The following is a 17,529-nucleotide window of genomic DNA, read 5'->3' on the forward strand; positions in this document are numbered from 1 at the left end:
CGTGCCGGCGTTAGGAGCGGCAGGGCTGACGTTCTCGCTGGCGGGAGGCGCATCGGCCTCCGCCGTGCCGACACCCGACGTACAACAATTGCAGCACTTTGGAACGGGGCAGGCCATCACGCTCGATGACGAGGAAATGGCTGACGTCAGCCTCGCCACCTTCCATCTCTTCGACAAGGAAAACGCCGGGAGCCGCGTGCAGCTGGCATGGCGCGGATGCGGCGGTTGCCGTGGCTGCAGAGGCTGTCGGGGTTGCCGTAGCTGCCGATGTGGCGTCGGTTGCCGATGTGCCGGTTGTGCCGTTGGCTGTGGCGTTGGTGTGGTGGGATGCGCCGTATCATGCGCGGGTTGCTGCGCATCGTGGGGCCGCTGCCGCTGGTGCTAGCGTTCCGAATGGCGTGTCCATCAGCCGATATATCATTGACCGGCCCTGAGAAAGGGGCCGGCCAGTTGATTGGTTTCGCTACGGCACGTGCATCGATGGCTTGCCGGCGACGGGCGAATTCGTCCCAACTCTCCGGGAAAATACCAGCGCGCGGGCACGACGATCCGTCTTGCGCCGGCGATCTGACGTAACGGCAACAGGATCAGCGTGCTGACTCAATGAATGCCAATCGCAAGCCCCGCGTTGCGCGGCAGACCCGCAAAGACCTCCTCCGATTTGCACCGAACTTCACCGCCTACGTACTGCCTCCCGATGCGGTTTGCCTCTATTCCGAGGACCGCAAGTTCTTCCTGCACGGCGAACTCTACTGCGCCTTGGCGACCGCGCTCGGAAAACATGGCAACGCCAGGCCGGACATCATTCGCCAGCTTTCGAAGCGCTTCCCCACTGACAAAATCGAGGAAGCGATCAAGCGGCTCCTCGATCGCCGATATGTCGTTGCGCGGACCTCGCCAGCATTCGACGAGGCCGTCGGCGGCTTTTGGGCAAGCCTCGGCTTGTCTCCGGAGGTCGCGGAACAAAATCTTCGCAGTTGCGCCATTCAGGTCGAGTCGATTGACGTCAAAGGCGCCAGGGAGCTGACCGCGGCCTTGAGTAAGCTCGGCGTTCAAATCGCCAAGCGCTCGCCGAAGCTCACGATCACGCTGGTGAACGATTATCTTGACCGGCGGCTCGCCGAACTGAACCACGAGCGTGTAGCCGGCAAGACCCCCTGGTTGCTGGTACAGCCATCCGGCCCGTTTCCGCTGGTCGGGCCCGTGTTCAAACCGGGCGAGAGCGCCTGCTGGACCTGCCTGTTCGATCGCATGATCCGCAACCGGGAGATCAGGGGGTTTCTTGACCGGGGACCGGCGCGTGCGGTTGCCGTATCGCCACTCGTCACAGAAAGCGTCGGCCAGACTGGAATCCATTTTGCCGCCGTCGAGATCGCCAAGGCAATTGCCTCGGATTTTCGTACCGATTTGTGCGATCACATCGCAAGCTTCGACCTGACCGGCGCCGCCATCGCCAAGCACTACGTGACGCGACGTCCGCAATGTCCGACCTGCGGCAGCAAGAAGCTGAACAACCCGCGCCGATCTCCGGCCCTGGTCGAGATCGCCGAGGGCAAGAAGCTCGTCATGACCAGCGGTGGATATCGCACCGTGACGTCGCGATCGACGGTGTCGCGCTTCCGCAAGCATGTGAGCCCACTGACAGGGGTGGTGACCCGGCTCGAACGAATCGACGTCGATCTGCCGATGAATACCAACTACTTCGCCCAGCACAATTTCTCCGCGCCGGCGCGAAGCATCGACCAGCTCAGGTCCGGATTGAGCGGCGGCAGTTTTGGCAAGGGCTCGACCGCCGAGCAGGGCGAAGCCAGCGCGCTGATGGAATCGATCGAGCGCTATTCGGGCATTTTCCAGGGCGATGAGATCAGGAGGACGCGTCGATTTGCCGATTTCGCGCCTGACGACGCGCTTCTTCCCAACGATGTCCAGCTCTTCAGCGAAACGCAGTTCAAGAACAGGTTTCTCCAGCAACCGGACGACCCCCATCCAGTTCCCGAGCCGTTCGATCCCTCGGTGAGGACCGAGTGGTCGCCGGTCTCGTCGTTGCGCGACAAACGCTTCAAATATCTGCCGACCGGCCTCCTCTACTTCTTCTATGGCGGCTTTCATACGGATTCCAACGGCTGCGCGGCCGGCAACACCCGCGACGAAGCGATCGTTCAGGGCTTCCTCGAACTGATCGAGCGCGATGCGTACGCGATCTGGTGGTACAACCGGGTGCAGCGCGCAGCGGTCGACCTCGAGCAGTTTGACGATTTCTATGTCCGGGATCTCCAGTCTCAATTTGCGGAAGCCGGGCGCAAGCTGTGGGTGCTCGACGTCACCACCGAACTCGGCATTCCGACTTACGTGGCGATCATGCACTGGATGCAGAATGGACACGAGAATATCGAGTTCGGTTCCGGCGCGCATTTCGACCGCCGTATAGCCCTGCTGCGCTCCCTCACCGAGCTGACCCAATTCATGTCCGTCGGCATGATGAGCGGTGCGAGCGGCGAGAAACCAACCCTCGACGGTGTCACACCGCTGCGCCTGCAAGACCACCCGTTCCTGACACCGAGCGATCGCCCGATCGTCCCGCCAGCGCCGAGCCTCAAGCTTCACGACAATACGCGTGACCAGGTCATTGCCTGCGTTGAGATCGCCGCCCGGGCGGGCTACGATTTCCTCGTCCTCGACCAGACACGTCCCGACGTCGAGGTTCCGGTCGTCAGAGTGCTCGTTCCTGGCTTGCGTCATTTTTATCGCCGCTTTGCACCGGGACGCCTTTTCGATGTGCCGGTGAAGCTCGGATTGTTGGACAGGCCGCGACTGGAAAGCGATCTGACTTCATTCCTTCCACACACCTGAAGGGCTGCCCTTTCGTGCGCGCTTCCAGGAAAACGCCGACCAGGAAGATCGCGCCAGACCTTGCTGCCCGATTGAGCCATCGCTTCTCCCTCCAGATGCAGCCGGACGGAAATATCGCCGCCTCTTCGGGCGACTATTCCGTCAACCTCGGACAATTCAGCGGGGCCGCGATGGACCGCGCGCGACATCTGAGCACCGGTCTTCCGATCGCTTCGTTTGCAGGCAAGAGCATCCTCGCCAGGGAAATCGATGCGCTGGTGCATCGCCTGGCCCGGCAGGGGCTCCTCGAATACCCGCTTTCCTCCTCGCGTGGCGAGCGCGACCTCGTGGTCATCGAGCCTCAGGTCCCCGACTACTGGCCGCGACGCGCGAAGCTGGGCAGCAATGATACCGTCGTGTTGTCGCGCTTTGCCTATTTGCGCCGGCGCGGCAATGAGATGGTGCTGGAATCGCCACGCGCCGGCGCGCTGTTCCGGATCGGCGATCCCGCCATCGCCGCCACCCTTGCTGCGCTGTCGCAGCCTCAAAAGATCGGCAAGCTCAACCGGAAGGCGCCCTCCTTCAACCTCCTTCTGCTGCAGCTGTTGCTGGAGAGCCAGATTCTGCTCAAGCTCGATGCGAAAGGCGGCGACGGCCTGCGAGTGGATGAAGGCGACGGCAATCTCGTTCTCTGGGATTTCCATGATCTGGTATTTCACACGCGGAGCACGGAGGGCCGGCAGGCCAATCCGGTCGGCGCCGCTTTCACCTATGCGAGCGTCGTTCCGCCGCCGCCCGCGGTGCGTCCGCCATGGCCAGGCAGCAAGATCGACCTGCGCAAATTCTCCTCCCCGGAGCCGAACTCCCGCTTCCCGAAGCTGTTGCGCGAACGCCATTCAACACGGGATTTCGACGACAAGCATCCGGTCACGCTCCGCGAGCTCGCGCAATTCCTCAACACCACCGCGCGCGTCGTGTCCGAATGGAAGAGCGAACCGTATTTCGACGGCGGTCCCGAGGTCACCTACAGCACGAGGCCTTATCCGGCAGCGGGCAGCGCGTACGAGCTGGAATTGTACCTGGCGGTCTCGAACTGCGAAGGGCTCGCGCGCGGACTCTACCACTACGACGCAGGGGGCCACGCGCTGGTAGCGATCAGCGCCTCCGCTCAACAGCTCCAGACCCTCTCGGTAGCAGCTCAGTTTGCCATGGACGCGCCTGGTGAGCCGCAGATCCTGATCACGATCGCGGCGCGCTTTGGGCGCGTCTCCTGGAAATACAGCTCAATTGCATATTCGTTGATCCTCAAGGATGTCGGCAGCCTGATTCAGACGTTTTATCTGGCCGCGACCGATATGGGCCTTGGTGGCTGCGCCATCGGGACCACCGACATCGATCTGTTCGCGAAAATGACGGAGCTGGAATTGCATGTGGAGGGCCCGGTCGGTCAATTCGCGCTCGGGCGCGGCAAGAAGCCGGAGGTCCAAGGCTAGAATCGGTGTCCGACGCAAATCGGCGCACGCACCACGCCGTCGCGCTATTGCAGGGTCGGATCGAGCCGGTCGCGCAGCCAGTCGCCGATGACAGACACCGCCAGTGTGGTCACGACGATGGTGGTCGCCGGCGCCAGCATGATCCAGGGCGCCCGGGTCAGGTACTCGCGGCCATAGCCGACCATGTTGCCGAGGCTGGTCATCGGCGGCTGCACGCCAAGGCCGAGGAATGACAGGCCCGACTCCATCAGGATCACCTCGGGGAACACCAGCGTGGTCGAGACGATCAGGGTCGAGGCGATGTTGGGCAGGATGTGTCTGAGGTAGATCCGCGCCGGCGTCGCGCCGAGCTGACGAACGGCAGCCGCATAGCCCTGCGCATTGGCGGAGATGGCGAGGCCGCGGGCGATCCGGGCGTAGCGCTCCCAGCCGAACAGTCCCATCAGGCCGATCAGCAGCGGCAGCGAACTGCCGAAGAAGGCGAGCACCGCGAGCGCCATGATCACGAACGGCATGCTGGCCTGGAAATCGGTCAGCATCAGCACCAGCTGCTCGACGAGGCCGCGAAAATGCGCGGCGAGGAAGCCGAGCGTGGTGCCGACGATCGCCGAGATCGCGGTCGCGCCGAACGCGATCAGCAGCGAGATGCGGATCGAGACGAGAAGGCGCGACAGCACGTCGCGGCCGAGTTCATCGGTGCCGAGCCAATGCGCGATGTTGCCGGGCGGTGAGAGCCGGTTGCGCAGGTCGAGCTGGGTGAAGCTGTAAGGCGCGATCTTCTCGGCGAAGGCAGCGATCACCAGCATCGCGACGATCCAGCCGATTGCAAGCGCGACCGAGACCGGGATCGCCGGCAGGGTGATGCGGCGGCGGGTAGTGATGTCCTTCAGCGCGGCATCGGTCATGCGTGGGCCCCCTTGGCGCGCAGCCGGGGATCGAGGAAGCCGTAGAGGAAGTCGACGACCAGGTTGGACGTGACCATGGTCATCGCGACCAATAGCAGGATGCATTGCACGACGGCGAGGTCGCGGTTGGCGACGGCGACGACGAGCAGGCGCCCTACTCCCGGCCAGGCAAACACGCTCTCGACCACGACCGCGCCCGCGATCAGCGTGCCCACCATGAAGCCGAGAATGGTCACGGTCGGGATCGCCGCATTCGGCAGCGCATGCGACGTCACCACCTTGCGCCACGGCACGCCTTTTGCGGAAGCGGTGCGGATATAAGGCTGGCCCAGCACCTCAAGCATCGCGCTGCGGGTAAAGCGCGCCAGGACGGCCGCGCCGCCGAGGCTGAGCGTCACGATCGGCAAGATGGCGTGGCGCCAGCTGTCCTGGCCGCCCGACGGCAGCCAGCCGAGCTGCACGGCAAAGACAAGCACGAGCAGCAGCGCAAGGACAAAACTCGGCACGGTGAAGCCGGCGACCGCCGTCATCATGACAGCGCGGTCAATTCCAGAGCCGCGATGCAGCGCGGCATAGATGCCGGCGGGAATGCCGAGCGCGACCTTGAACGCGAAAGCCGGCAAGGTCAGCGCCAGCGTCGCAGGGATGCGCTCCAGCACGAGCTGGATCGCGGGTCGTCCGTCACGCATCGAACGGCCGAGCTCACCTTTGGCGATGGCGCCGAAGTAATCGAGATACTGGAACCAGATGGGATCATCGAGACCCCAGGCTTTGCGGAAGGCGGCGAGGACCTCGGGCGGTGCCTCAGGTCCCAAAATCATCAGCGCGGGATCGCCGGAGAGACGCAGCACGACAAAGGCGAAGGTGACGACGAGGACGATCGTCAGGGCGGCGCGTCCGATCCGAATGGCGAAATAGCGCCCCATCACGCCGCATCCCGCGTTTGGGCTTGCGGCCCCGTCACGAGATGGCAGGCGACCTGCCTGTCACCGCCGACGGCCGAGAGCGCCGGCACCTCGCTCGCACAGCGCGCGATCGCCCGCGGGCAACGCGGATGGAAGGCACAGCCTTGCGGGCGGGCAGCCGGGTTCGGCGGATCGCCCGCGAGCACGATGCGGCCGGCGCTGCGGCGGCCCGGTGCGGGCGAGGCCGAGACCAGCGCTTGCGTGTACGGATGTTCGGGGTGCGCAAAGAGATCGTCGGCACTGCCGATCTCGACGATGCGGCCGAGATACATCACGGCGACCGAATTGCTGATCTGCCTCACCACGCGCAAATCGTGGCTAATGAATAGCAGGGTAAGCCCAAGTTGGGCCTGCAGGTCGCAAAGCAGGTTCACCACCTGCGCCTGGATCGAGACATCGAGCGCGCTGACCGGCTCGTCGCAAACAAGGAAATCGGGCTTTGTGGCGAGCGCCCTCGCCAGCACGATGCGCTGGCGCTGTCCGCCGGACAGCGCGCCCGGATAACGCGCGCCATGTGCCGGCGTCAGCTCGACCGCGCGCAGGAGTTCGCGGACGCGATCCTCGCGCTCGGCGGGCGTGCCGAGGCCGTGAATGTCCAGGGGTTCGCGGATCTGGGTTGCGACCGGAAGGCGCCGATCCAGCGCGCCCAGCGGATCCTGGAAGATCATCTGCATGCGCGCCCGTTGCGCGCGCCACACTCGCGTTCCCGGCGCCGCCATCGGCTTGCCGTCGAATCGCACCTCGCCGCGATCTGGCGGCTCGAGGCCGAGCACGATGCGGCCGGTGGTGGATTTGCCTGAGCCGGATTCGCCAACGAGGCCGAGCGTTTCGCCTTTGGGGATAGTCAACGATACGCCATCGACCGCGTGGACGGCCGTGCTGCGGCCGAACATCCCGGAGCGCATGCTGTAGCTGCGCGCGATCGTGGACACCTCGACGAGCGGCGCGCTCATTCGGCGGCGATCCCGAGCAGCGCGCGGCGCGATGCTTCGGCGCGGATGCAGGCGACGGCGCGGTCATCCGCGATGGGGGCCAGAGTCGGCGCGGCAAGGCCGCACGGCTCCGCGGCCAATGCGCAACGCGGAGCGAAAGCGCAACCGCTTGGCATGTGCGCGGGATCGGGCACGGTGCCGGGAATGGCAGTGAGCCGGCGGCGCGGCCCGTCGAGCGGCGGCAGCGCGCCGATCAGGCCCTGCGCATAGGGATGCACGGGATCGGCGAAGAGCTGGTTCGCTGGCGCCTGCTCGACGATGCGGCCGGCATACATCACCGCGACGCGGTCGCAGTTTTCGGCGACGACGCCGAGATCGTGGCTGATCAGGACCATCGCCATGCTCATCTCGCGGCGGATGGTGGAGAGCAGCTCAAGGATCTGAGCCTGAATGGTGGCGTCGAGTGCCGTGGTCGGCTCGTCCGCGATCAGCACATCAGGGTTTCCGGCGAGCGCCATCGCGATCATGATGCGCTGGACCTGGCCGCCGGAGAATTCGTGCGGATAGGCGGAGAGCCGCCGCGCCGCGTCGGGAATGCCGACGAGATCGAGCAGCCGCCGCGCTTCCGCCTTCACGGCCTCGCCCGAGAGATCGCGATGCAGTGCCAAGGCTTCGCAGAGCTGCTTGCGGATGGTCAGCACCGGGTTGAGCGCGCTCGCCGGATCCTGGAAGATCATCGCGACCCGCCCGCCCCTGACATGGTCGAGCTCGGAGGCTCGCGCGCCGAGGATCTCACGCCCGTCGAGCCGCACCGAGCCGGAGACCTTCGCCTGTCGCGGCAAGAGGCCCAGCGCGGCAAGCCAGGTCACCGACTTGCCCGATCCGGACTCGCCGACGAGGCCAAGGGCCTCGCCCTTACCAAGAGCGAGATCGACGCCGCGCAGGACCGGCACGCCGTTGAAGGCGACACTCAGGCCTTCGATGCTGATCAGCGGCGTCACGGCCTACGCCTCGAAATTGCCGGCGCGGAAATCCATCGCGAACGCCGGCGACGCCTTCCACTTGATCGATTTCGGCTTGGCCGTGAAGGTCGCGTTCTGGTGCAGCACCGTGTAGGCGGGGTCCTCGCGCTCGGCGATTTCCAGCATGCGGTGGAACGCCTTCTTGCGTGCCGCGCGGTCGATCGAGGTCTCCAAAAACTCCGAGAGCGTGTTCAGCTCGGCATTGGTCCATTCGCCGATCTGCTGCTGCTGGCCGTTCGGCCCGTGCTGGGCGACCAGCGAGGACACGGGATCGTTGAAGGCGGCCGAGTTCGACCAGTCGCGCACCGCGCGGGTCGGCGCACGCTCCATGATCTGCGACCAGTTCTCCTTGGTCTCGATCTGGACGTTGAGGCCGACCGACTTCCACATCTCGACCAGCACCTGAGCGGTCGCGACCTGGTTGGTGTAGTAGTTGTTGAGCAGGCGATACGGAATCGGATCGCCCTTGTAATTGGCCTGCTTCAACAGATCCTGCGCGAGTTTTGGATCATAGGCCGGCACGCTCCAGTCGGCGTTGAACATGTCGCCGTAGAACTCCCACTGCAGGCCCTTCGGCACGCGGGTGCGCCCGGCCCACAGGCTGTCGACGATCGCCTGGCGGTCGATCGAATGGGTGAAGGCGCGGCGCACAAGCGGATTGGCGAGCTGGGCGTGGTTCTTGTCGAACACGGTCAGGCGGTGATTGAGGATGGTGCCGCCCTGCACTTCGAACGCGGCGTTCTTCTCGATGCCGGCGATCTGGTCCGGCGGGATATCGCAGGCGAATTGATACTCGCCCGACAGCAGCCCGTTGATGCGGCTCGCGACTTCAGGCACTTCGAGGAAGCGGATGCGCTTGAGCGGCGGACGGCCGCCCCAATATTCGTCATGCGCTTCCAGCGTCAGCGACACGTCGGGCTTGAGCTCGACGACCTTGTACGGTCCCGTCGTAACAGGCTTGCGGGCCCAGTCGAGATAGCTGGCGGATTCGGCCCAGGCGCGGCGGTTGGCGATATCGGAGCCGTAGCGCGACAGACGCCCTTCGATCGTCACATCGGGTGTCGCGTTGTAGAAGCGCACCGTGTACTTGTCGACGGCATCGACGCGGACGAGGTCCGGCCAGATGCGGCGGGCAACGGCAGGCACATCCGGCGGCAGTTCCTTGCCGGGCTTCGGCATCGGGATCTTCTCGAAAGCCTGGATGGTGGAGCGGCTCTTGGCCTCGGTCTCGCCGAACATGCGTTCGCGGCTGAAAGTGAAGACGACGTCTTCGGCGGTGAGTTCGTCACCGTTGTGGAACTTGACGCCCTGACGCAGCTTCACCTCGACGGTCTGGTCGTCGATGCGGCGCCATTCGGTGGCAAGGCCCGGCACCGCCTCGAGGCTGCCGCGCCAGTTCTTGGAGATCAGGCCTTCCCAGATCGAGGAGAAGAACACGCGCTCGCCGACATTGGACTGCTCGCGCAGCACGTCGAGCACGTTCGAATTGGTGACCTTCTGCACGGCGACCGTCACCGACGGACGGTTGTCGGCCTGCCCGATGGCAAAGCGCGGCAGCAGGAGCGTGCCCGCGGCAACGCCGCCGGACTTGAGGATGGTACGACGGGTGAGCTTGCTCATGAGGATAACCCCTGCCCTGTGTGATGTCGGTTATTCGGCGAGACCGAGCGCGGCGAGATGGGCAGCGCCAGCGCGGACGTCGTCGTGATTGCGGAGTTCGAGGATCAGCCGCGGGTTCGAGGTCAGCCGACCCAGCGCGCGGAACACGGCGACCCACGGAATGTTGCCTTCGCCCGGCGCCCAGTGCCGGTCGGCAAAGCCGTCGGTGTCCTGGAGGTGGACATGCGTCAGCATGTCGCCGGCAGTTTCGACATAATAATCGACCGGCGGCGCGCCGGTGGAGATGTGCGCGTAGTTGGCATGACCGGTGTCGAGGGAGACGCGGACCTTGTTGCTTTCGAGCGCCTTGGCGAGGCGCACGCGGTCGCGCGGATCCTTGTCCTCGATGTTCTCGATGACGATTTCGCAGCCGATCGTCTCAGCGCGCGCGATCACCTCGGCGAGCGTCGCCTTGACGCGTTCGACGACATTGGCGCGGTTGTCCGGATAGAGATCGAGATTGTTGTGGTCCCAGGTCGTGAACGGCGAATGCATCACCATCTGCGTCGCGCCGAGGAATTCGGCGGCCTCTAACCCCTGAAGCAGGCGCTTCGTCACCACCTGGCGGATCATCGGATCGTGGCTGCCGATCGTGAAACCCCAGAACGGGCCATGGATGCCGAGCCGGCCGGTGTGGCCCGAAAGCATCTGCTTGATTTCGGTCGCCGCACTGCGCCAGTCGCCATCGAGCAGGTCGGCGCGGAAGAAGTCCTGAACTTCGAGATCGCGTTGCCGTTCGAGAAGCCAGTCGCGGTGGGCAGGGATCGATTTGATGGATAGTGCGGCGCCCAACACCGGCTTCGACATGGCTTGCTCCTTGACCGTCAACGATGACAAGGGCAGCGCTAGACCAGTTCAATGACAGGCCCGTGAAACGCAGGTTCCGCAGAGCGGACGAGATGTGGACATCCGGGGGATCACTTGCACCGATTTCAGGCAGCACCGAGCGCGGCGTGTGCAGGCGCATGCGTCCGCGCGCAGGATCAAGCAATTTTGAGTCCGTAGTGATCCGGAATGGAATCCTAACCAGGCATCGCGTACATCGCGTTGATCGATCGGCGGCCTTCCAAGGGCATCACCTTCTGATCGCGCACCACGGGGTTGGGGGACCACTTGGGGCGGGGGGATCTAAAGGCTGGGGCAAGGTTACGAGGTCCGGACTCCTAGGCACTCCGGACCTCGTGCTTTCTAGATTGAACGTGATTTCGCGCCGCCGGCTTGATCAGCCGTGCGGCGCGATCTCGTTCAGGCACCCTTGCCGATCAGTATTTGCCGATCAGTATTTGCCGATCATTTCGGCACGTTCCGCTCGAGATCCTCGAGCCATGCCGCCGCGCTCGAATCCGACGGCGCGCGCCAATCGCCGCGCGGCGACAATGAGCCGCCGGCCGAGACCTTCGGCCCGTTCGGCATCGCCGAGCGCTTGAACTGGCTGAACGCGAAGAAGCGGCGCAAAAACACCTCCAGCCAGCGGCGGATCTCGGGAAGATCATAGGCCTTGCGCTTGTCGGTCGGGAATGCCGGCGGCCATTCGCCCTCGGCGACATCCTTCCAGGCGTGCTGCGCCATGAAGGCGATCTTGGACGGGCGCATGCCGAAGCGCAGCGTGTAGAACAGGTTGAAATCCTGCAGTTCGTAGGGGCCGATTGAGGCCTCCGTGCTCTGCGGCTTCTCGCCGGGCTTCACCGGAACCAGCTCGGGCGAGATCTCTGCCGACAGGATCGAGGCAAGCGTCGTGTTGACGTCGCCGGTAAACTGCTTTGAGGCGATCACCCAGCGGATGAGATGCTGGATCAGCGTCTTCGGCACGCCGGCATTGACGTTGTAATGCGCCATCTGGTCGCCGACGCCATAGGTGCACCAGCCCAGTGCGAGCTCGGAGAGATCGCCGGTGCCAATGACGATGCCGCCGTGATGGTTGGCCAACCGGAACAGATAATCCGTGCGCAGGCCCGCTTGCACGTTCTCGAAGGTGATGTCGTAGACCTTCTCGCCGTTGCCGAAGGGATGGCCGATGTCCTTCAGCATCTGCGTCGCCGTGGTGCGGATATCGAGTTCCTGCCAGCTCGTCTGCAGCGCCTTCATCAACGCCAGCGCATTGGTCTTGCTCTCGCTGCCGGTGGCAAAGCCCGGCATGGTGTAGGCAAGGATGTTCTCGCGCGGCAAGCCGAGCAGGTCCACGGCCTTGGCGGCGACGATCAGCGCGTGGGTGGAATCGAGGCCGCCCGAGACGCCGATCACCACGCGCTTGGTGCCGGTGGCGCGCATGCGCTGAACGAGGCCGGCGACCTGGATGTTATAGGCCTCATAGCAATCCTGCTCGAGCAGGCTCTCGTCGCTCGGCACGAACGGAAAGCGTTCGATCTTGCGCAGGAAGCCGATGTCGGCGGCCGGCGGCTTCAGGGCAAAGGTGACTTTGCGATAAAAGCCTTCGCGCTGCCGGCGGTTGTCGTCGAACGTGCCCATCAGCGCACGCTCCTGCCTGAGCAGGTCGAGATCGACGTCCGCAAAGGTGATCTGGCCACCTTGACGGAACCGCTCGCCCTCGGCCAGCAGCACGCCGTTCTCGTAGATCGAGGTCTGGCCGTCCCAGGCGAGATCGGTGGTCGATTCCCCAGCGCCTGCGGCGGAATAGACGTAAGCGGCAAGACAGCGCGCCGAGGTCGACTGGCAGAGCAGCGCGCGCGAGCGCGCGCGGCCGATCGTGATCGGGCTGCCCGAGAGGTTGATCAGCACGCTGGCGCCGGCAAGCGCGAGCTCCGAGGCCGGCGTCACCGGGATCCACATGTCCTCGCATATCTCGACGCCGATGGTCAGGCCTGGAACGTCCTCCGCCGTGAAGAGAAGGTCAGTGCCGAACGGGGCGTGCAGCCCGCCAAAGGCGATCGTCTCGCCGGCGATGCCGGTGCCGGAGGCGAAATGCCGCCCCTCGTAGAATTCGCGGTAGGTCGGCAAGTAGCTCTTGGGCACCACTCCCAAGACATTGCCGCGATGGATGACGATTGCGCAATTGTAGATGCGGGCACCAAAACGCAGCGGCGCGCCGACGATCAGGACGGTCATCAGCGCCGAAGAAGCCTCGACAATCGCCGCGAGCCCGCGTTCAACCGCATCGAGCAGCGGGTCCTGCTTCACGAGATCCTCGATCGCGTAACCGGACAGGCATAGCTCGGGAAACACGGCGACCGCCACCGACTGGTCGTGGCAGTCCTTCGCCGCCGCCAGGACGGCCTTCGCATTCGCCGTGGGATCGGCCACATGAGAGGTGGTGACGCAGGCCGCCACGCGCGCAAATCCGTGGGCGTAGATCGAGTTGAAAGTCATCGCGGACCCTTAAACCTCTTCGCGGCCGGCCGCAGCCGTCAGCTCCAGACCATATCTAACCCATTATGTAGTCCATGGACCTCGCCCCGTGCAGGGCATCCGGCATCATGCATAACGGATTTGCGCGTCGCTCAGGCGCTGCGGGCGAGCACGCCGGACAGATCGTCCCGCAGCCAATGGGCAATCCGGGGCCAGGCCTGTGCGTGGGTCCGCGCGCCCATGAACAGGCCGAGATGGTTGCTCGGCTCGGAGGCCGCCGTGATGAAGGCCGGCGGCGTGCCGACGAGCCCGGCGGTGGCGAGCGCCTGTGTCGCCGGCACCACATCGTCGTCGAGCCCGGCCAGCAGGAAGATCGGCGCCTTGACGTCCTTCAGGTCGATCCTTCGGCCGAGCGCGACGAAGTTGCCGCCGGCAATCCGGTTCTCCCGGAAAATCCAGTTGACGATCTCCAGATAATAGGTGCCGGGCAGATCGAGCGGCTCGACGTTCCATTGGTCGAAGCGTGCGAGCAGCGCCGCGCCCTTCTCGTCGATGAGCTCCTTCTGCAAGGCGGCTGCGATATCCCCGCGGCTCGGCGCTTTCGACCAGACGCGCAGCATCTCCTTGCCGCTGACATTGCCGCCGCCACGCGCCACGAGCTGGTCGTAGACCATGCCGGGCGCGTTGCGGGCGAGCCGCGCCATCGCCGAGTCGATCGACAAATCGACCGGTGCGCCCACCAGCACCAGCCGCCGCACCTTGGCGGGAAAGCGCGCCGCGTAGAGCAGCGACAGCCAGCCGCCCTGGCACAGACCCACCAGATCGATCGGCGCGCCGATCTCGTCGATGGCGACGTTGAGATCGGACAGATAGCTGTCGATCGAGAGATAACGCATGTCAGGCGTGGCGGAGCGCCAGTCGGTCAGGTAGATCCGGTCCACGCCGCCATTTTGCAGCGACTGCACCACGCTGTGCCCGGGCGCGAAGTCGGCGATCAGGGCACGATGCAGCGCATAGGGCGCGCAGACCAGCGCCGGCTGGCCGGACCGCGCCCGCGAGCAATCGCGCAGGCGCATGGTCGCAAGCTCCAGCGCGACGAAGTTGGGCGCCGTCCACGGCAGGCTGCTGTCGGCGGGCTCCGTCGATCCGCGCTCCATCCACCAGAAACAGGCATTTATGGCGAGCCGCGCCGCCGCAAACGGCCACAGCAGCGGATCGTCAGCGACGTGATCCGCTTCGCCGGGCTGTCTGCCTGTCTTCTCCGCCACGTCTATCTCGCACCTCTCACAAGAATGCCTCGAAGCTGATCACGGACATGCCGAGCGCGCCAAAACTCCGATGCGCCGCGGCCACGGATCCGTCGAGATCGATCCCGCGGCAGGCATCCTCGATCACCACGACGTCGAACCCGGCCTTGCGGGCATCTTCCGCCGAGAAGCGGACACAGAAGTCGAGCGCGAGACCTGCGACGAAGACGGTCTTCAGTTCGCGCTCGCGCAAATAGCCGAGCAGGCCGGTCGGCGTGCTGTGGTCGTTCTCGAACAGCGCCGAATAGGAATCGATGCCGCGGCGAAAACCCTTTCGCACCACCAGGCTCGCTCGGGTGACGTCCAGCTCGCCGTGGAATTCGGCGCCCGCCGTGCCCTGCACGCAGTGCGTTGGCCAGAGCACCTGGGTGCCGTACTCCAGCTCGATGGTCTGGAACGGCTGCTTGCCCGCATGGTTGGGCGCGAAGGAGACGTGATCGCCCGGATGCCAGTCCTGGGTCAGCACCACATTGGTGAATTTCTGGGCGATGCGGTTGATCGCGGGCACGGCTTTCTCGCCGCCGGGCACGGCCAGCGCCCCGCCGGTGCAGAAATCGTTCTGCACGTCGATCACCAGCAGCACGTCGCGGTCGGAGATCTTCATCGAAAAATCCTGTTCAGCCATCCGGCGCGACAGGCGCCGAAACGCTTCTAGCTAGTGTCGATCTTCCCGCGCTGCTTCGCAACCACCCTCCACATGCGGCAATGTCGCGCCGTCGTACCTCGGATGCAACGGTTTGGCCTCGTTTGAGTTGACTAGGCTCACGCAAGGACGGATTCTCAGGGACGTTCGCAATCTGCGGATCGCATGGAGCGGAGGAGATGGTTCCCGCAAGCCTGTATGGCGCGGCGGCCAATTGATCATGAGTATCGGCAAGACAGGCAAAATTCTTCTCGCCGATATCGGCGGCACCAATGCGCGCTTTGCGTTAAGCCAGGGCGAAGCGGACAGTGGCGACCAGACCGGCCCCATCGACTATGTGAAGGTCGCGGACTTCCCGACCGTCCGGGAAGCCATGGCCGACGTTCTCGCGCGCCGCGCCGGTGGCGAGCAGCCCAAAAGGGCCGTGCTGGCTGTCGCCGGTCCCGTGACCAACAACCGCTGCGTCATGACCAACAGCCCGTGGGTCATCGACGGCAACGAGCTCCAGCCGGGGCTCGGCTTCGACAGCGTTCATGTGCTCAATGATTTCGAGGTAGTGGCCTGGTCCCTGCCCGCCCTGGAGCCCGCCGATCTGATCCCGCTCGGCGGCCAGGATGGCCTCCCCGGCGAACCGCTGCTGGTGGTCGGACCCGGAACCGGCTTTGGCGTCTCATGTCTGGTTGAACGCCATGGCGCTCGGCTCGCCGTCGTCACCGAAGCGGGACACGCGACGCTGCCGGCGGAGAACGAACGTGAAGAGCGCGTGATTGCGTGTCAGCGCAAGCGTTTCGGCCATGTCTCCATCGAGCGCGGCGCACTGTCGGGCTCCGGCCTGCAAAGCCTCTACGAGGCGCTGGCGGAGGTCGACGGCGCAGAGGTGCCGCACCGGGACGCTGCCGCCATCACCAAGGCGGCCCTGGACGGCAGTTGTGCGCACAGCCGCGCGACGCTCGATATGTTCTGCGCCATCCTCGGCTCCGTCGCGGGCAATCTGGCGGTGACCTTCGGCGCCCGCGGCGGGGTCTACATCGCCGGCGGGATCGTGCCGCGCTTTCCCGAGTTCCTTGCGGCCTCGGCCTTCCGCGCCCGCTTCGAGGCCAAGGGACGCTTCCAGGACTATCTGCGCAACATCCCGACCCGGCTGGTCACCAAGCCCGATGCGAGCTTCGTCGGCCTGAAGATGTTCGCCGACCACAATCCCGAGTGAGGCCGCCCGCTACCGTCCGCTCCGTTAACTATGCACAGCTGATTGCACCGAAGGCAGGGTTCCACGCGGGATCGTGCTTGCCCGATTGTTTCCGATGGGAAACAATTCGCTCAGTGTGTGGCGTAGTTGCGGGGGCGTGGCATGCGTAAGCAGGATGCAGGATTCGACTATCACCGCTATCACCGTCTGCTGCTCGAGGCCGACGACGACGACAAGCGGCTGGCGCTGATCGAGCTCTTGATCGAGGAAAAGGCGCGCGACCGGCTGGCCGCGCAGCGTGCCTCGGATCGCGCCGCCATGACGGCCCACACCATCGCTAACGTGCTGAAGAACGGCCGCCACTGAGACGTGCGGCACCGTCCGCCACTCGCACGCATACGCGAACTGTTTGCGATTCTGTTAACGATCCCTCGAAAGCTCGCGTCAAACTTTTTGCTCTAGAAGTTCCCTCACCTGATGCAATTCAGGATCAACACAAAGGGGGGGAATGAACATGAGCATGATTTCGCTCGCCGCGATGCCGGCTGCCGTCGAAACGCGTATTGCCGATTCTTCGTTCAAGACCATCGTGCTGTTCTGCTGCATGGGCCTGGTCGCCTCGTTCGGCCTGATGGCGCGCGGCATCGACCTCAGCGCCGGCCTGATCTGAGACCGCCACAAGTTCTCGCGTGAAGTGGCCGCCCGAACGGGCGGCCATTTTCGTTGACGATGGCGGCGCGGCACCTTCGCCGTCGTCGGCGCGGCGCTTCCGCCGTCGCTTGGCGTTGCGCCGCCGCTCAGTGAGGTACCTTGGCGATCGCGTCCGGAAACAGCGCGTCGATCATGATCTTGAGCTGATCGAGGGAAATCGGCTTGCGCAGGATGGGCCGTCGCCGGAGCAAGGACGGCAGCAGCTCCGGCCCGTAGCCGGTGGCGAACATGAACGGCTTGCCACGGCGCTCGATCAGATCGGCGACGGGGTCGACGTACAATCCCTTCAGATTGATGTCGAGGATGGCGAGATCATATTGCGCGGTCATCGCAAAGGCGCTCGCGTCCCGGACATTGTCCGCTTCCGCGACGACATGGTGGCCGAGTTCTTCCACCATGTCCGCCACCATCATCCGGATCAAGGCCTCGTCTTCGACCAGGAAAACAGAGAGTCCGTCCGCCATTATCAACCCCGCAGTCCGCTTGCGAAGCTAATCATAACCGAATTGCGGAGAGGATTCACGAATTCGTGGCGGGCGCCGTTAATTCAGGCGTCCGCCATCCGATTCAACTT

Annotated in this window: 15 protein-coding genes; 5 read left to right on the forward strand and 10 right to left on the reverse strand. The window is 64.7% G+C overall.

Annotated features, from left to right (window positions below; all coding sequences use genetic code 11):
* The first annotated feature begins 603 nt into the window (after window positions 1-603).
* Both IVB29_RS37615 and IVB29_RS37620 read left to right on the forward strand, forming a co-directional pair.
* Complete coding sequence (locus IVB29_RS37615; RefSeq protein WP_247508478.1) at window positions 604-2,850, forward strand: TOMM precursor leader peptide-binding protein; 2,247 nt, start codon at window positions 604-606, stop codon at window positions 2,848-2,850.
* A gap of 95 nt (window positions 2,851-2,945) precedes the next feature.
* Complete coding sequence (locus IVB29_RS37620) at window positions 2,946-4,322, forward strand: SagB family peptide dehydrogenase (protein ID WP_247508613.1); 1,377 nt, start codon at window positions 2,946-2,948, stop codon at window positions 4,320-4,322.
* 44 nt (window positions 4,323-4,366) lie between these two features.
* On the opposite strand, the gene IVB29_RS37625 is transcribed toward IVB29_RS37620, so the two are convergent.
* From IVB29_RS37625 to pncA, 9 genes are all read right to left on the reverse strand, one after another.
* Window positions 4,367-5,227 (reverse strand): ABC transporter permease, encoded by an 861-nt coding sequence (locus tag IVB29_RS37625; RefSeq protein WP_247508479.1) that lies wholly within the window; start codon window positions 5,225-5,227, stop codon window positions 4,367-4,369.
* Window positions 5,224-6,153: an ABC transporter permease gene (locus IVB29_RS37630; RefSeq protein WP_247508480.1), complete on the reverse strand. Its 930-nt coding sequence runs from the start codon at window positions 6,151-6,153 to the stop codon at window positions 5,224-5,226. Before IVB29_RS37630 ends, IVB29_RS37625 begins: the two co-directional genes overlap by 4 nt.
* Window positions 6,153-7,145 carry an ABC transporter ATP-binding protein gene (locus tag IVB29_RS37635; protein WP_247508481.1) on the reverse strand — a complete coding sequence of 331 codons (993 nt, stop codon included), beginning with the start codon at window positions 7,143-7,145 and terminating at the stop codon, window positions 6,153-6,155. Before IVB29_RS37635 ends, IVB29_RS37630 begins: the two co-directional genes overlap by 1 nt.
* Entirely contained in the window at window positions 7,142-8,125 is a 984-nt protein-coding gene (locus IVB29_RS37640) for an ABC transporter ATP-binding protein (RefSeq protein WP_247508482.1), read from the reverse strand. Before IVB29_RS37640 ends, IVB29_RS37635 begins: the two co-directional genes overlap by 4 nt.
* Before the next feature lie 3 nt (window positions 8,126-8,128).
* Window positions 8,129-9,766, reverse strand: coding sequence for an ABC transporter substrate-binding protein (locus IVB29_RS37645; protein WP_247508483.1), 1,638 nt, complete (start codon window positions 9,764-9,766; stop codon window positions 8,129-8,131).
* A 30-nt stretch (window positions 9,767-9,796) separates the two neighbouring features.
* On the reverse strand, window positions 9,797-10,612 hold the full coding sequence (locus IVB29_RS37650; RefSeq protein WP_247508484.1) for a sugar phosphate isomerase/epimerase family protein: 816 nt from the start codon (window positions 10,610-10,612) through the stop codon (window positions 9,797-9,799).
* A 483-nt stretch (window positions 10,613-11,095) separates the two neighbouring features.
* A complete protein-coding gene (locus IVB29_RS37655; RefSeq protein WP_247508485.1) occupies window positions 11,096-13,129 on the reverse strand; it encodes an NAD(+) synthase in 2,034 nt (677 codons plus the stop codon).
* A gap of 131 nt (window positions 13,130-13,260) precedes the next feature.
* Window positions 13,261-14,376 carry an alpha/beta fold hydrolase gene (locus IVB29_RS37660; protein ID WP_247508486.1) on the reverse strand — a complete coding sequence of 372 codons (1,116 nt, stop codon included), beginning with the start codon at window positions 14,374-14,376 and terminating at the stop codon, window positions 13,261-13,263.
* A 16-nt stretch (window positions 14,377-14,392) separates the two neighbouring features.
* Window positions 14,393-15,019, reverse strand: coding sequence for a bifunctional nicotinamidase/pyrazinamidase (gene pncA / locus IVB29_RS37665; RefSeq protein WP_247508487.1), 627 nt, complete (start codon window positions 15,017-15,019; stop codon window positions 14,393-14,395).
* 259 nt (window positions 15,020-15,278) lie between these two features.
* On the opposite strand from pncA, the gene glk reads away from it, so the two are divergent.
* The 3 genes from glk to IVB29_RS37680 all read left to right on the forward strand — a co-directional run bounded on the left by glk (window position 15,279) and on the right by IVB29_RS37680 (window position 16,914).
* On the forward strand, window positions 15,279-16,265 hold the full coding sequence (glk, locus tag IVB29_RS37670) for a glucokinase (RefSeq protein ID WP_247508488.1): 987 nt from the start codon (window positions 15,279-15,281) through the stop codon (window positions 16,263-16,265).
* Window positions 16,266-16,406: 141 nt separating this feature from the next.
* Window positions 16,407-16,610, forward strand: coding sequence for a hypothetical protein (locus tag IVB29_RS37675; RefSeq protein WP_247508489.1), 204 nt, complete (start codon window positions 16,407-16,409; stop codon window positions 16,608-16,610).
* 148 nt (window positions 16,611-16,758) lie between these two features.
* Complete coding sequence (locus IVB29_RS37680) at window positions 16,759-16,914, forward strand: hypothetical protein (RefSeq protein ID WP_247508490.1); 156 nt, start codon at window positions 16,759-16,761, stop codon at window positions 16,912-16,914.
* 127 nt (window positions 16,915-17,041) lie between these two features.
* On the opposite strand, the gene IVB29_RS37685 is transcribed toward IVB29_RS37680, so the two are convergent.
* On the reverse strand, window positions 17,042-17,419 hold the full coding sequence (locus IVB29_RS37685) for a response regulator (protein ID WP_247508491.1): 378 nt from the start codon (window positions 17,417-17,419) through the stop codon (window positions 17,042-17,044).
* Window positions 17,420-17,529: the final 110 nt, after the last annotated feature.

This window comes from Bradyrhizobium sp. 1 (assembly GCF_023073315.1).
Taxonomy (GTDB): Bacteria; Pseudomonadota; Alphaproteobacteria; order Rhizobiales; family Xanthobacteraceae; genus Bradyrhizobium.

Bases quoted from the DNA above. Each gene is read 5' to 3' on its own strand.
- IVB29_RS37615 (WP_247508478.1), top strand. From the start codon at position 604: ATGAATGCCAATCGCAAGCCCCGCGTTGCGCGGCAGACCCGCAAAGAC.
- IVB29_RS37620 (WP_247508613.1), top strand. From the start codon at position 2,946: ATGCAGCCGGACGGAAATATCGCCGCCTCTTCGGGCGACTATTCCGTC.
- IVB29_RS37625 (WP_247508479.1), bottom strand. From the start codon at position 5,227: ATGACCGATGCCGCGCTGAAGGACATCACTACCCGCCGCCGCATCACC.
- IVB29_RS37630 (WP_247508480.1), bottom strand. From the start codon at position 6,153: ATGGGGCGCTATTTCGCCATTCGGATCGGACGCGCCGCCCTGACGATC.
- IVB29_RS37635 (WP_247508481.1), bottom strand. From the start codon at position 7,145: ATGAGCGCGCCGCTCGTCGAGGTGTCCACGATCGCGCGCAGCTACAGC.
- IVB29_RS37645 (WP_247508483.1), bottom strand. From the start codon at position 9,766: ATGAGCAAGCTCACCCGTCGTACCATCCTCAAGTCCGGCGGCGTTGCC.
- IVB29_RS37650 (WP_247508484.1), bottom strand. From the start codon at position 10,612: ATGTCGAAGCCGGTGTTGGGCGCCGCACTATCCATCAAATCGATCCCT.
- IVB29_RS37655 (WP_247508485.1), bottom strand. From the start codon at position 13,129: ATGACTTTCAACTCGATCTACGCCCACGGATTTGCGCGCGTGGCGGCC.
- pncA (WP_247508487.1), bottom strand. From the start codon at position 15,019: ATGAAGATCTCCGACCGCGACGTGCTGCTGGTGATCGACGTGCAGAAC.
- glk (WP_247508488.1), top strand. From the start codon at position 15,279: ATGAGTATCGGCAAGACAGGCAAAATTCTTCTCGCCGATATCGGCGGC.
- IVB29_RS37675 (WP_247508489.1), top strand. From the start codon at position 16,407: ATGCGTAAGCAGGATGCAGGATTCGACTATCACCGCTATCACCGTCTG.
- IVB29_RS37680 (WP_247508490.1), top strand. From the start codon at position 16,759: ATGAGCATGATTTCGCTCGCCGCGATGCCGGCTGCCGTCGAAACGCGT.
- IVB29_RS37685 (WP_247508491.1), bottom strand. From the start codon at position 17,419: ATGGCGGACGGACTCTCTGTTTTCCTGGTCGAAGACGAGGCCTTGATC.